This is a genomic window from Kitasatospora kazusensis (assembly GCF_039529945.1).
GTDB classification, from domain to species: Bacteria; Actinomycetota; Actinomycetes; order Streptomycetales; family Streptomycetaceae; genus Kitasatospora; species Kitasatospora kazusensis.
Genome location: NZ_BAAANT010000009.1, coordinates 17511 through 30047 on the forward strand (window position 1 = coordinate 17511; position 12537 = coordinate 30047).

Annotated in this window: 12 protein-coding genes, 2 tRNA genes and 1 riboswitch; of the genes, 9 read left to right on the forward strand and 5 right to left on the reverse strand. The window is 74.0% G+C overall.

Annotated features, from left to right (window positions below; genetic code table 11):
* The first annotated feature begins 79 nt into the window (after positions 1-79).
* From ABD330_RS10130 to ABD330_RS10140, 3 genes are all read left to right on the forward strand, one after another.
* Complete coding sequence (locus tag ABD330_RS10130; protein ID WP_344463145.1) at positions 80-1318, forward strand: PrsW family intramembrane metalloprotease; 1239 nt, start codon at positions 80-82, stop codon at positions 1316-1318.
* Between the two features lie 96 nt (positions 1319-1414).
* A tRNA-Met gene (locus ABD330_RS10135) sits at positions 1415-1488 on the forward strand.
* A gap of 421 nt (positions 1489-1909) precedes the next feature.
* A complete protein-coding gene (locus ABD330_RS10140; protein WP_344463147.1) occupies positions 1910-2923 on the forward strand; it encodes a hypothetical protein in 1014 nt (337 codons plus the stop codon).
* Here ABD330_RS10140 and ABD330_RS10145 read toward each other — a convergent pair.
* Positions 2898-3638: a class I SAM-dependent methyltransferase gene (locus ABD330_RS10145; protein ID WP_344463149.1), complete on the reverse strand. Its 741-nt coding sequence runs from the start codon at positions 3636-3638 to the stop codon at positions 2898-2900. The genes ABD330_RS10140 and ABD330_RS10145 overlap by 26 nt on opposite strands.
* Positions 3639-3754: 116 nt before the next feature.
* On the opposite strand from ABD330_RS10145, the gene ABD330_RS10150 reads away from it, so the two are divergent.
* Positions 3755-3828 (forward strand) — tRNA-Met (locus ABD330_RS10150).
* Positions 3829-3928: 100 nt separating this feature from the next.
* Here ABD330_RS10150 and ABD330_RS10155 read toward each other — a convergent pair.
* Both ABD330_RS10155 and ABD330_RS10160 read right to left on the reverse strand, forming a co-directional pair.
* The gene (locus ABD330_RS10155) at positions 3929-4708 is read right to left on the reverse strand and encodes a sensor domain-containing protein (protein ID WP_344463151.1); all 780 of its coding nucleotides are present in this window, start codon (positions 4706-4708) and stop codon (positions 3929-3931) included.
* Positions 4709-4787: 79 nt separating this feature from the next.
* On the reverse strand, positions 4788-5372 hold the full coding sequence (locus tag ABD330_RS10160) for a GNAT family N-acetyltransferase (RefSeq protein WP_344463153.1): 585 nt from the start codon (positions 5370-5372) through the stop codon (positions 4788-4790).
* 61 nt (positions 5373-5433) lie between these two features.
* On the opposite strand from ABD330_RS10160, the gene ABD330_RS10165 reads away from it, so the two are divergent.
* Positions 5434-6330 carry a hypothetical protein gene (locus ABD330_RS10165; protein ID WP_344463155.1) on the forward strand — a complete coding sequence of 299 codons (897 nt, stop codon included), beginning with the start codon at positions 5434-5436 and terminating at the stop codon, positions 6328-6330.
* A gap of 99 nt (positions 6331-6429) precedes the next feature.
* Here ABD330_RS10165 and ABD330_RS10170 read toward each other — a convergent pair whose 3' ends face one another.
* Together ABD330_RS10170 and ABD330_RS10175 are read right to left on the reverse strand one after the other, a co-directional pair.
* Positions 6430-7335, reverse strand: a complete 906-nt coding sequence (locus tag ABD330_RS10170) for a M23 family metallopeptidase (protein WP_344463157.1) — start codon at positions 7333-7335, stop codon at positions 6430-6432.
* Positions 7336-7348: 13 nt separating this feature from the next.
* A riboswitch (cyclic di-AMP (ydaO/yuaA leader) is annotated at positions 7349-7509 on the reverse strand.
* A gap of 134 nt (positions 7510-7643) precedes the next feature.
* Positions 7644-7871 (reverse strand): tautomerase family protein, encoded by a 228-nt coding sequence (locus ABD330_RS10175; RefSeq protein WP_344463159.1) that lies wholly within the window; start codon positions 7869-7871, stop codon positions 7644-7646.
* Between the two features lie 201 nt (positions 7872-8072).
* Here ABD330_RS10175 and ABD330_RS10180 point away from each other — a divergent pair, with 201 nt between their 5' ends.
* From ABD330_RS10180 to ABD330_RS10195, 4 genes are all read left to right on the forward strand, one after another.
* A complete protein-coding gene (locus ABD330_RS10180; protein WP_344463161.1) occupies positions 8073-8975 on the forward strand; it encodes an alpha/beta fold hydrolase in 903 nt (300 codons plus the stop codon).
* On the forward strand, positions 8975-9544 hold the full coding sequence (locus ABD330_RS10185; RefSeq protein ID WP_344463163.1) for a TetR-like C-terminal domain-containing protein: 570 nt from the start codon (positions 8975-8977) through the stop codon (positions 9542-9544). The genes ABD330_RS10180 and ABD330_RS10185 overlap by 1 nt, the downstream gene beginning before the upstream one ends.
* A gap of 268 nt (positions 9545-9812) precedes the next feature.
* A complete protein-coding gene (locus ABD330_RS10190) occupies positions 9813-10031 on the forward strand; it encodes a hypothetical protein (RefSeq protein ID WP_344463165.1) in 219 nt (72 codons plus the stop codon).
* Between the two features lie 205 nt (positions 10032-10236).
* Entirely contained in the window at positions 10237-12426 is a 2190-nt protein-coding gene (locus ABD330_RS10195; RefSeq protein WP_344463167.1) for a SpoIIE family protein phosphatase, read from the forward strand.
* Positions 12427-12537 lie beyond the last annotated feature (111 nt).

Genomic DNA, 12537 nt, shown 5'->3' on the forward strand with positions numbered 1-12537 from the left:
TGTCACCGGGTGTGACAGAAAAGGTGCGGGTCGTGTCAGGGGCTCCCGCTGGAGCGGGGGAGTCCCCTACGCTTTGCGGGTGAGCAGTCCGTCCAGTGGCAGCCCACCCACCGAGGCCGCCGTCGCCGCACAACCGCCCACGTGTGCCGCCGCGCCCCGGCCGATCCCGGGGCCCCGCGGGCGCCGGGCGGGCCGGGCGGTGCCCCGGCGCCCGTACCGGAGGCTCGGCCGGCTGGTGCGCCGGACGGCCGGGCTGCGCCACCCGGCGGTGTCCTCCGCACTGGCCGCGCTCGCCCTCGCGGGATGCGCCGTGCTGATCCTGCAACTGGTGCAGCGGCAGACCGGCACCACCGGGCTGCTGGTCGGGATGGGCCTGGCGATGCTGCCGCTGCCGTTCGTCCTCGGCGCGCTGGCCTGGCTGAACCAGGCGGCGCGGGTGCCGCTGCGGCACACGCTGTTCTGCCTGGCCTGGGGGGCCTTCGCGGCGACCACCGTGGCGATCATGGCGAACGGCTGGGCCAGTGACTTCCTGATCGCCCATCAGGGCAGCTCCCGGGGCGAGACGCTCGGGGCCGAGTTCGCGACGCCGCTGATCGAGGAGACCGCCAAGGGCGCCGCACTGCTCGTCCTGCTGCTGCCCGTCCGCCGCCGGCTCCGCTGCCGCGCCGAACGGACCTGCGCCGTCCTGGCCCGGCGCTCCCCCGCCGCGCTGCGCCGCTCCGCCCACCACCTGCGCCCGCGCCGGGGGCTGCGCTCACGGCTGCGCCCGCTCCCGTACTTCCACCGGCGCCCCCGCACCAGGACACGGGCCCGCTCGAACCCCCGCACGCTCGCGGCCGGGGCCGTCCTCGGCGGGGTCACGGCCTGCGGCTTCGCCTTCACCGAGAACGCCCTCTACCTGGGCCGTGCCTTCACCGACGACCAGCAGAGCCGGCTGGACAGCATCGGCCTGGGCGCCACCCCCAGCCTGCGGGACTTCGACGGCACCGTGCACACCTTCGTCCTGCGCGGCCTGCTCTCCCCGTTCGCCCACCCGCTCTTCACCGCGCTGACCGGCCTCGGCCTGGCGGTCGGCCTCACCACCGCCCGCCGTTGGCTCGCCCGGCTGGCCGCACCGACCGGGCTGCTGCTCTCGATGGCCCTGCACGGTACCTGGAACGCCGCGGCCGGGCTCGGCACCCACGGCTTCCTGCTGGTGTACGGGCTGCTGATGGTGCCGTGCTTCGCCGCCCTGGTCTGCTTCGCCGTGTGGGTCCGGGCCCGGACCGCCCGGCGCCCGGTCCGGGGTGAGCACCGGGTCGGCAGCGTGGTGCCGTGACTCCCGGGAGTCCTGGGAGTGCTGTGCGTCCTGGGAGTGCCGTGGTGACAGTGATTTCCCTTCTGGACAACTCTCCCGTAGTGTTGGGTTTACCGACGCGGGGTGGAGCAGCTCGGTAGCTCGCTGGGCTCATAACCCAGAGGTCGCAGGTTCAAATCCTGTCCCCGCTACTTTGTAGCAACAGTGAGGCCCGGCAGATTCGTCTGCCGGGCCTCACTGCTTTCCCGGATCACCCCGAAAATCCGTTGCACCTGCCTGAGGGCGGTGCCTATGGTGGCAGCACACTGAAAGGAGGTGATCCTGAGTTGAGTACTTTCAGGATGTGTGAGGTGGCTGCTCGCTAGAGCCGCCCCTGCCTGTGCAGAGATGAGGCCTTCCGGCCTCCGGCTCAGGCGACTTCAAAGCAGTCACCCGGCCCGTGGGCTCACCGGAACATCCCCGGTGCCTCGGCTGCCGGCCCCGTGCACAGGGCCGGTGGCGAGGAGCAGCCCACGGGCCGTCTGCATGTCCGCTTCCCTGACCGGGCACCCTCCGTTCGGTTACAGTCGCTGCCGTCCGTGCGAGCGGGCGGGACGGTCGGGGAGGCAGTCGGTGGTACTGGAACGTGACGGCGGGCTCGCTCCCGTGGTGCAGGTCGGGCTGGGTGCGGTGCTCGGCGCCGGGGTGTTGGGGCTGGTGCTGTACGCGACGGCCGGCCCGGATCCGGTCGGCGTGCTCGGCGGCGGGCTGCTGGTGGCCGGGACGTTCACCGTCCTCGGCGGCGCACTGGGCTTCCTGTTCGGTATCCCGCGCCTGCTCACCAGCGGAGCGGCCGCGCACCCCGCCGACCAGCAGGCGACCTCCACCGCGAGCTACGCCCCGAACACCAATCTGGAGCAGGTGTCGGACTGGCTGACGAAGATCCTGCTCGGCGCCGGGCTGACCCAGCTCGGCTCCCTGCCGCACCGGCTGCGCCAACTCGGCGACGCGCTGGCGCCGTTGACCGGCGGCGCGGGCGGCAGTGCAGGCGGCGCGGGCTCAGGTCCGAGTGGTGCAGCAAGCTTCGCCGCCGGCCTGGCGGTGTACTTCACCGTGGTCGGCTTCCTGTCCGGCTGGCTGATCACCCGGCTGCTGCTGGCCCGCGCGCTGTCCACCGCCGACCGGCAGACACTGGCCGACTCGGTCAGCCAGACCGCCGTCGCGGCGAACGCGCTGGGGTTCAGCGCCCAACAGGTCCGGGACCTGTTCGAGAGCGGCGTGGAGGGCCTGCGGGTCCAGGCGCTGGCCCTGCTGCAGGGCAGCCCGGACGCGGGGAGCATCGACCTGCTGGTCAAGGCGATCGACCGGCCGCTCTCGCCCTTCGAGCTGCTCCAGGCGCTGCTGGCCGCCCGGGAGGCGGTGCACATCCCCGGGCTGCCGGAGCCGGACCTGGCCCGGCTGCGGGAGGCCGTGGCGTACACGCTGCGCAATCCGCGGACCGCGCCGCCGCGGTCGCGCCGCAGGGCGGTCGCCGAGGAGATCCTCCGGCAGCTCCCCCAGCCCCGGCCTGCCGCACCCACGGCCGCAAGTAACGCAAGTGATACGACGGTCACGACCGCCACTACGCCGCCCGCTCCCGGGGGCTGATGCCCGGGCCGGGACGGCGGCGGTGGCCGGCCGCGCGCAGGACCAGGACCTGTCTGGTGCGGCCGTCGCCGGGCCGGGGCGTCCGCTGGATCTCGCTGGAGATCCGGCGCCTGCCGAGCGCCGCGCGGAGCTCGTCCAGGTGCGGGCAGCGGCGGCCGGTGCCGTCGTGCAGCGGGTAGATCCGGGCCTCGCCGGACGGAGCGGTGACCCGGACGAGTTCGGTGAGCGCGGCGAGCTGCCCGGCGGGCGGGAAGATCCCGGGGTAGGCGAAGAGCAGGTACGAGCTGAGCGTGAGCGCGAACGAGCCGTCGGCGAACGGGAGTCGGGGCAGCGCTGCGGCCACGTACCGCTCGGGGTGGGCGGCGCTGTCGGCGGCGAAGAGGCGGCGGGCGCGGTCCCAGCTGCGCAGGTACCGCTCGTAGGGGCGGTACCTCGGTGAGAGGTGGAGGTGCGGGGTGGCCGTCATCGAGGCGGCCATCGCGTCCCGGCCGTGCCGGGCCAGCGCGGTGAGGGCGGTGAGCGGTGCCGCGTACGCCGGGTCGGCGGCGACCACCCGGACGCCGAGCGCCCGGGCCTCGGCCGCCAGGCCGGCGGCGCCGCCCGGGCAGTCCAGCACGGGGCCGGGCACGGCACACAGGGCGCTGCGGGTGAGGCCGAAGAGGTGGCAGTACTCGTCGAGCGGCCGGGAGGTGATCAAGATGCCTGGCGTACTCACGGGGGCTCCCTGGGCCGTCGTAGCGGTACGGCCAGCGGATCACGGTGCCCGGCGGACCGCATCCGGGAGAACCGATTTCCTGTCAGCGGCAAAATCGCATATGGTGATGTCAACGACGCGGGGTGGAGCAGCTCGGTAGCTCGCTGGGCTCATAACCCAGAGGTCGCAGGTTCAAATCCTGTCCCCGCTACTCTGAACATCAGGTCCGGCAGATTCTTCTGCCGGGCCTGATGTGCTTTCCGGGCAGGTAAGGGATTTCAGGGGCCGGGAGGTCAGGGGCCGGGCGCGGTTCAGCGGGCACCGAGCAGGCCCCGGATCGCCAGCCGGTTGACGTTGGTCAGGCCCCGGACCAGCTGCGGGGTGAGGAAGACCAGCACCAGGCCGATGGCCGAGACCGCCGCGATCTGGAACGGCGAGGTGACGAAGTACCGGTGGTGCACACCGTGCTCGGAGTAGTCGAAGAGCTGCATGCCGGGCCAGGGCGTGTACCGGGCGAAGACCCAGTGGTAGAGGGGGTAGAGCGCGATCACCCAGCCCGTGACCAGGAACGTCACCGAGACCACGAACGACATCACCGCCCACGGGAACATCAGCACCTGGTAGAGCACGGCCCGCCAGCCGGCGCCGTCGGCGAGCCGGGCCGTCACCCCGCCCCAGAAGCCCGGGCGGCTCGGGCGCACCGGCGCCGGTGCGGTGACCTCGGTGGCGAGCAGGGTGCGGGCGCGGGAGCGCTCCAGCGCGCCGAAGCCCCGCCCCCCGGCGAGCAGCAGGGCGAGCACCGGCAGGCCGAGGGCGGTGACCAGCAGGCCGGCCCCCGCCGCGAAGCAGGTGACGGCGAAGGCGAAGCCCGCGACGGCGACCGGAAGACCGCTGAGCACGAACCCGACCTCGCGGAAGCCGGCCGCCGCGAACGGGGCCCGCCAGAAGGCCGGCGCGTCGGACTCGAAGGAGGCCGGGTGGCCCGGGTGGCCCGGGTGGCCGGGCTGGTCCAGCTGGTCCGGCTGGTGCCGGTGGGTGGTGGTGCCGGTCAGGCTGGTCATCGCGGGCTCCTCGGGCTCGTCCGTGCTCACCACTCAAAGGTGCCGGATCCGCGGTCCCGCCGTAATGGAGCCCACTGCCGGATTCATGGTGGGGTTGTCCCCACCCCCTTCACCGTGCGGGCCGTACCCACTCGTGCTCCAGCAGCGAGTACTGGAGCGAGTCGTGCCAGGTGTCGTGCAGGTAGAGGTCGTGCCGGATCCGGCCCTCCAGTTGGTAGCCGGTCTTGGTGAGCACCCGGGACGAGGCGGTGTTCTCCGGGTCGACCCGGGCCCACAGGCGGTGCAGTCCGAGGGTGCCGAAGGCGAAGTCGTTGAGCAGCCCGGTGATCTCGCTCGCGTACCCCCGGCCCCAGGTGTCGCGGCGCAGCGCGTACCCGATGAACCCGGCGCGCTGGTCCTCGATGCCGAGGGCCGCGTTGCCGATCGGCACGGCGTACTCGGGTTCGCCGTCCGCCAGCAGGGTGACGGCGAGGCGGAAGACGGTGCGCGGGCGGTGCTCGGCCTCTTCGAGGTAGAGGGCGATCTGGTCGGCGCAGGTCTCGCGGTCGCGGGCGGCGAACGGGAGGAACCTGGCGGTCTCCTGGTCCCCGAACACCGCGTGCAGCGCGTCGACGTCCTCGGGCGTGTGGTGGAACTCGCGGATCGCGAGGCGCGGGCCGGTGAGGCGTACGGCCCGAGTCTGTTCAGGCTTCATGGCGCCCGACCCTACCGCCGCCCGGCGGCACGGGTGGGCGGTACCCGATACCGTACCGAGGGTGAACGACGAAGACCTCCAGCTCATCCCGCACACCCGCGCCGCCGACCTGCTCTCCTGGGCCGCCGAGGAGGGGTACGAGCCGGCGCCCGAGGCGGCGGTGCGGGCGGTGCTGACGCTGCTCGAACTGGGCGACGGCCGGATGCACGACGGCTTCCCCGAGCTGAGCTCCCCGGTGGTCGAACAACTGCTGTACGAGCGGATGTACATGTACGTGCAGCCCGGGGAGGAGCCGGAGGCGTACGGCAGGGCGGTGCGGTTGCTGATCGATCATCAGCGGGCGGCGAAGCGGCTGAACGCCAAGCGGCACGAGCGGCTGCACGCCGAGGCGGAGTGGCAGGGCGAGCTGCTCTGCGGCCTGCTGCGCCAGCCGCACCTGGTCACCTGGCCCCGGCTGTACACGCTGCTGCTGCGCGCGGACGGGGTGGACACCGCCGACCCGGCGGCCGTCCGGTCCTGGCTGGACGCCTTCCGGGAGCTGACTCAGGAGCAGCGGCTGGCGGCGTTCGGCGCGCTGGAGGAGTCGGGGGTGCTGGACCGGGTCGAGGTGGACAGCGGCTGGGGACGCGACCGGTCGATGTCCGTCGGGATGGCCACCGACGGCGCCCGGCTGCTGCTGGAGAACCGGCTGATGCAGCGCAGCTACCGCAACCTGGCCGGGCTGAACGCGCTCGGGAAGCCGATGCCGGCCGAGCTGTCCGGGGACTTCGAGGGGTTCGAGACGGCGGTGGTCGCGGAGGCGCTGCGCCTGCTCGGCGAGTGGACGGTCCCCGGGCTGCCGGCCCTGCTGGTCCAGGAGTACGCCGACCTGGCGCCGGAACCGGACGCCGCCGAGATCGACGCGTACCTGGCGGAGCAGGAGCAGGAGCAGGAGCAGGAGCAGGACAGCGCGGAGTAGGGCGTGGCCGGGGGACTTTCAGTGACAGCCTTCGGCACCTGAACGAGCGGGGCGCCCACCTGTCGGTGGGCGCCCCGCTCGTGTCCGTGCCGTGCGTGCCTACGGCTGGACGCCGCGCTCCTGGAGCCAGGGCAGCGGGTCGACCGGGATGCCGCCGTCCGGGCGGACCTCCAGGTGGAGGTGGGGGCCGACGGGGGCGCCTCCCGGCCGGAGGCCGGGGGAGTTTCCGGTGGCGCCGACCCGGCCGAGGACGGTGCCCGGGGTGACGGGTCCGGCGGTGGTGCTGATGGCGGAGAGGTGGCAGTACCAGATCTCGGTGCCGTCGGGGAGGGCCTGGATCACCCGGTAGCCGTACGCGCCGGACCAGCCGGCCGAGGTGACGGTGCCCGCGCCGACGGCGGTCACCGGGGTGCCGGTGGGGGCCGCGAAGTCCAGGCCGGTGTGCAGGTGGGCCCAGTGCGCGCCGGACTGGCCGTAGTGCGCGGTCAGCGTGTAGTTGCCGGTCGGCAGGGCGAAGGTGCCCTGCCCGGCCTGCTCGGCCTCCCCCTCGGCCTGAGCCCCGGTCGGGGCCTGGACCTGGGTCTGGGCCTCCGCGTGGGCCTCTGCCTGCTGGGCGGCGCGCTTGGCCTCGGCCTCCTGGGCGGCGGCCAGCCGGGCGGTCTCCTCGGCGGAGGTGCGCCGGCCGTCGGCCTGCTGCTGGATGCGGGCGGCGAGTGCGAGTCCCGGGTCGGCCGCGAGGGCGGTCACGGACGATTCGTCAGGGGCCGCGACGGCCGGGGCCGGGGGCGGGGGTGTGGCGGCGGCGGCCGGGGCGGCGGTGGCGAAGCCCGTCGCGCCGAGCGAGGCGGCCATCGCGGTGACGCCGATCAGCGGGCCGCCGCGCGTCTGGCGGGGCATCCGGTGCCGGGAGCCGTGGTCGGGGGCCGCGTCCGGCGGCTGATCCGAGGGGTGGTCGAGCAACTGGGTTGCTGCCACCGGGGTGCTGGGGGAGTGCGACGACGCCAAGGGAGGCGCGCTCCTTTCCTTCCTTCGCGCCTACCGGGTTAGCTGACGGGTTCGGAGCAGGAAGGTCTCCTACGACCGGGCCAGGGCCCGGCTGATTCACCCCATGGAACGTGGTTCCCCGGCTCCCGGGACTGCCGGTGAAGGCGGGCCCTGTGGATTAGGCGACGGCGCACGGTGCCGTTTCGGGTACGGCGTTGCCGACCGCGCTGCGTTATCAAACGTTAATCCCAGGAGCCCCTGATTCCAAGCGGCCTGCTCGGGACGGTCCAAGTCTCCTGGGGCCGGGAGGGGTTCGCTCCTCCCGGCGGTCAGCCCTCGGTGGCGCGGGCCTTCGCGGCGGCCTTCTCGGCGGCCTTCTCGGCGAAGGTGACCCCGCCGGCCGACCAGTTCCGGGCCGGGACCTCCTCCACGGCCACCCAGATGTTGTCCGGGTTCACGCCCGTGATCCGCGCGTAGGTGGCGGTGAGCTCGCGGGTGATCTCCGCGATCTGCTCCTCGCTGCGGCCGGCCAGCTGCTTGACGTTGATGAAGGGCATGGCCGCACCGTACAACACGCCCGCCGGGGGCCGGCGGGCTGCGGCCGAGCTGCACCGTCCCTGCGCGCCGAGGGGCTGCGCGAGGTGCGCGGGGGCTGCGCGAGAGCAGGTGGCCAGGAGACCCACTTGACGGCTAAGGCTATTAGCCTTAGCTTTATGGCTACAGGAAGCACTTCAGGCAGTAGCTCCAGGAGGCCCCACATGACCGGCACCCAGTTCCTCACCCTCCCCGGCGGCCGGATCGCCTTCGACGACACGGTGACCGGCTCCGGCGCTCCGGTCGTGCTGATCCCGGGCATGCTCGACTCCCGGGCCACCTACCGGCACCTGCGTCCGCTGCTGGCCGCCGCCGGGCACCGGGTGATCACCATGGACCTGCGCGGCTTCGGCGAGTCCTCGATCGTCTGGGACGACTACTCCCCCGGCGCCATCGCCGACGACGTGCTCGCCCTGCTGGACCACCTGGACATCCGGCGCGCGGTGCTGGTCGGCAGCTCGTACACCGGCGCCACCGTGGTCAAGGCGGCCGGCCAGGCGCCCGAGCGGGTGGCCGGGATCGCGCTGCTCGACGGCTTCATCGAGAACCTCCCGCAGAACGCCCTCCAGCGCGGGATGGTCCGGGCGCTCGGGGCGGTCGTGGTGCGGTTCCCGGCCGTCTGGGGCTGGTACCTGAAGAAGATCGCCTACCCCAGCGCCAAGCCCGCCGACTTCGAGGAGTACGTGGCCGGCCTGGTCGCCGCCCTCCGCACCCCGGGCCGCCGGGTCGCCACCCGGGGCCACGTGACCGGCGACTCCTCGCCCGTCGGCTGGAGCGCCGCCGTGAACTGCCCGGCGCTGGTGGTCATGGGCAGCAAGGACCCCGACTTCCCCTCCCCCGTCGTGGTCGCGGACCGCCAGATCAGGGCGCTGAACGGCCGTAAGGTGATGATCGAGGGCGCCGGGCACTACCCGATGGGCGAGTTCCCGCAGGCCACCGCCGACGCGCTGCTCCCCTTCCTGGCCGAACTCGCCGAGAACGCCGCGACCACCGCGACCACCGAGCAGGCCCGGAACGCCGCGACCACCGAGGCGGCGCAGGCCGCCGAGACCCCGAGGAGCCTCTGATGCCCAGAGTCGGACTCACCCCGACCGGCGTGCTCGCCCACGCACTGGAGCTGATCGACGACAAGGGCCCGGAGGCCCTCACCCTGGCCGCCGTGGCCGGCCGGGCCGGCGTCGCGACCCCCTCGCTCTACAAGCACGTGACCGGCGGCCTGCCCGAACTCCGCCGCCTGGTGGCGATACGGGTCACCGAGGAGCTGGCCGAGGCGCTCGCGGAGGCCGTGCTCGGGCGCAGCGGGGACGAAGCCGTCGAGGCCCTGCTGACGGCCTACGTGGGGTACGCCGACCGGTACCCGAACCGGTACGCGGCGCTGCCGCAGGCCCCGCAGGAGGACGCCGCCCTGCGGCAGGCCGCCGCCCGGCTGGTCGGGGTGATCATCGCGGTGCTGCGCGGGTACGACCTGGAGGGCACCGAGGCGATACACGCGGCGCGGACGGTCCGCGCGGCCGCTCACGGCTACGCCTCACTGGCCACCGGCGGGGCGTTCCGGCTCGCCGCCGACCTCGCGGTGACCCAGCAGCGGCTGGTGCGGGTGCTGACGGAAGGTCTGCGGACCTGGCCGGCCGCCTGAGCCGGGGCACCGGCCGTTCGAAGCGGGGCACCGGCCGCCTGAGCCGGGACGCCGAACGCTTGACGGGGTGCCCGGCCGGGGCGCAGGGTGTCACCCGGGCGCGCGGGGCCGCCCCGGGGGCGGCACAGCACGGCCGATGTCCGACCGGTACCTGTTCGGATGGGTTTCGAGACCAATTCGTCGCCGGCCAACGGGGACACTGGCTTCCGCCTGGGTAGTCGTACCGTCAGGCCGCCAGGCCGTCGAAACTCAAGAAGGATGTGGGCACATGACGCAGTCCGCGCGCAGCACCCGGCCCGTCACCGGCCTCATCCCGAACCAGCGCGCGCTGTCGCCCGCCGGCCTCCCGGCCGTCTCCTCCGTCCCGCGGCCCGAGAGCTTCGCCGATGCCGCCCGGCGCGCCTTCGCGGTGGCCCGCGGACTGCGCTCGCTGCGTCCCGTCCCCGCCCGGCCCCAGCAGCCGTACGGCGAGAGCGACGGTCAGTAGGCGCCCTAGCAGGCGCCCCCGCCGCCTGCCCGAGCGGGCACCGGCTGCTTCCCCCGCCGGTTCCGGCAGGCCCTGCCCGGCCGGCGCACCGGTCCGGGCCCCCGGTTTTCGCTGGCGTGCCAGCACGGCCGACGCACCCCCGAAGAAATAGGATGTTCAGCATTCCCCAGGACAGCGGTGCGAGCGGAAGGGCCGGGTAGCTCCCTTGGACCTGACCTCGCCGTGGCTGCCGCCCGAGGACGGGACGAGGTCCGGCTCCTCGCGTACGGCGATGCGCTGCGTCCGGCTGCTGCTCCGCTGCACCAGCGCCGCCGAGCTGCTCGGCACCGTCCTCTCCGACGGGCCGACCTGGATCACCGGCGAGGGTTCGGCGCTCTACCTCCTGGACAGTGACGGCATGCTCCGGCTCGCCGCCTCGCACGGCCTGCCCGACTGGGCCCACGAGCGGTACACCCTGGTGGACCCGGAGAGCGACCTGCCCGCCGCGCTCGCCCTGCGGCGGCGCGGCCCGGTGCTGCTCAGCCCCGAGCAGACCGGCAGCGACTACCCCGACACCAACGCGGGCCGGGGTACCGGGATGGTCGCGCTGGCCACTCTGCCGCTGCTGGTGGACGGTGGCACCATCGGCTCGCTGGCCCTGGCGCTGGCCCACCGGGGTACCGTCCCGCGCCGCGACATCGACGTCCTGGAGACGCTGGCGGAGGCCTGCGCGCACCGGCTCGCGCACCTGATCGACCACGTGCAGGCCGTCGAGCGCACCCCGGAGGGGGTCAGGACGGGCAGCCGTCCCGGTCCGCAGCCGCTGCTGTCGCTGGCCGTCCGGGCCGCCGGGGCCGGGGCGTTCGAGCGTGATCTGGTCACCGGCGAGACGGCCTGGGACGCCCGCGCGTACGAGGTGTTCGGGCTGACCGCGCCCTCCGAGTCCGCGACCGCCCCCGCGCCGGACGTCACCCCGCTGATCCACCCCGAGGACCTGACCGACATGCAGGCCCGGACGGCCGACGCGCTCGCGGCGGGCGGCCCGTACCGGCTGACGTACCGGGTGGTGCGCCCCGACGGGGCCGTCGTGCCGGTGGACGAGACCGGCGAGGTGATGCTCGACCTGCACGGCCGTCCGGTCCGGATCGCGGGGCTGGTCACCGACCGGCACCGGGCCGGGCCGGTGAGCGCCGCCGAGGACGACGCCCCCTTCGCGGGCGCCCGCTCCTCGCTGCTGCTCGCGCTCACCCGGACGCTGTCCCGGGCGGTCACCGTCCGGGACGTCACCACGGCGCTCGCCGACATAGCGCGCCCGGCCCTGGGCGCCGCCGACCTGGTCCTCGACCTGGTGGACGAGGGGCGGCTGCTGCCGGTCTCGCCCTCGGTCTACGGCGGCCCGTACCGCAACGAGCTGACCCGGCTGCACGAGGACTCGGCCGGGGTGATGCGGCACTCGCTGACCAAGGCCACCCCGCTGTTCAGCAGCCCGGGCGGCCCGTCGGCCGGGGCGCCCGGGGCCGCCTGGGCGGTGCTGCCGCTGGTCGCCTCGGGGCGGCAGGTCGGCTCCTGCCTGATCACCTTCGCCACCGAGCGGGTCTTCGGCGACGAGGACCGCACGATGTACTCCGCGTTCGCCGGGATCCTGGCGCAGTCGCTGGAGCGGGCCCGGCTCTACGACACCCACCACCACCGGGCCACCGAGCTCCAGCGGGCGATGCTGCCGCGCAGCCTGCCCCGGGTGCCCGGCATCGCCAGTGCCGCGCGCTACCTGCCCAGCACCGAGGGCATGCAGATCGGCGGCGACTGGTACGACCTGCTGCGGCTGCCGGACGGGCTGGTCGGGCTGGTGATCGGCGACGTCCAGGGGCACAACGCCGAGGCGACGGCCGTGATGGGCCAGCTCCGCAGCGGGCTGCGGGCGTACGCCACCGACGGGCACGACCCGGCCGCCACGCTGGCCCGGACCAGCCGGCTGCTCGCCGAGCTGGACACCGACCTGTTCGCGACCTGCCTCTACCTCACCCTGGACCCGGCCACCGGCGCGCTGGCCGGTGCCCGGGCCGGGCACCCCGCGCCGGTCCGGATCTCCGCCGGCCGGGCCGTCGAGCTGCACCTGCCGGGCGGCCCGCCGCTCGGGGTGGACCCGGGAGGCGCGTACCCGCTCTCGGTGCACGCCCTCGCGGCGGGCGAGACGCTGCTGGTGTACACGGACGGCCTGGTCGAGGACCGGGACGAGGACTACGACGAGTCGGTGCAGCGGATGCTCGGCGGGTTGGAGCTGTGGAGCCGCAGCGAGCCCGGCGAGGGCGGACTGGAGCGGCTGGCCGACCTGCTCACGCTGAACGTCACCGAGCTGGGTTCCCGCCCGGACGACGTCGCGCTGCTCCTGCTGCACCGCATCCTGCCGACCGGCTGAAAAATCCTCCGTAGAAGGAGGACTCCGCTTGAGGACGGCCCGACGGAGAGAAGTTGTCGGGACCAGGTCACTGAATGTCAGAAGTGTTCACACTTCGGTAGGATCATCACC

Coding starts and splice junctions, on each gene's coding strand:
- ABD330_RS10160 (WP_344463153.1), bottom strand. CDS start 5,372: ATGAAGCCTGAACAGACTCGGGCCGTACGCCTCACCGGCCCGCGCCTC.
- ABD330_RS10175 (WP_344463159.1), bottom strand. CDS start 7,871: ATGCCCTTCATCAACGTCAAGCAGCTGGCCGGCCGCAGCGAGGAGCAG.
- ABD330_RS10180 (WP_344463161.1), top strand. CDS start 8,073: ATGACCGGCACCCAGTTCCTCACCCTCCCCGGCGGCCGGATCGCCTTC.
- ABD330_RS10185 (WP_344463163.1), top strand. CDS start 8,975: ATGCCCAGAGTCGGACTCACCCCGACCGGCGTGCTCGCCCACGCACTG.
- ABD330_RS10190 (WP_344463165.1), top strand. CDS start 9,813: ATGACGCAGTCCGCGCGCAGCACCCGGCCCGTCACCGGCCTCATCCCG.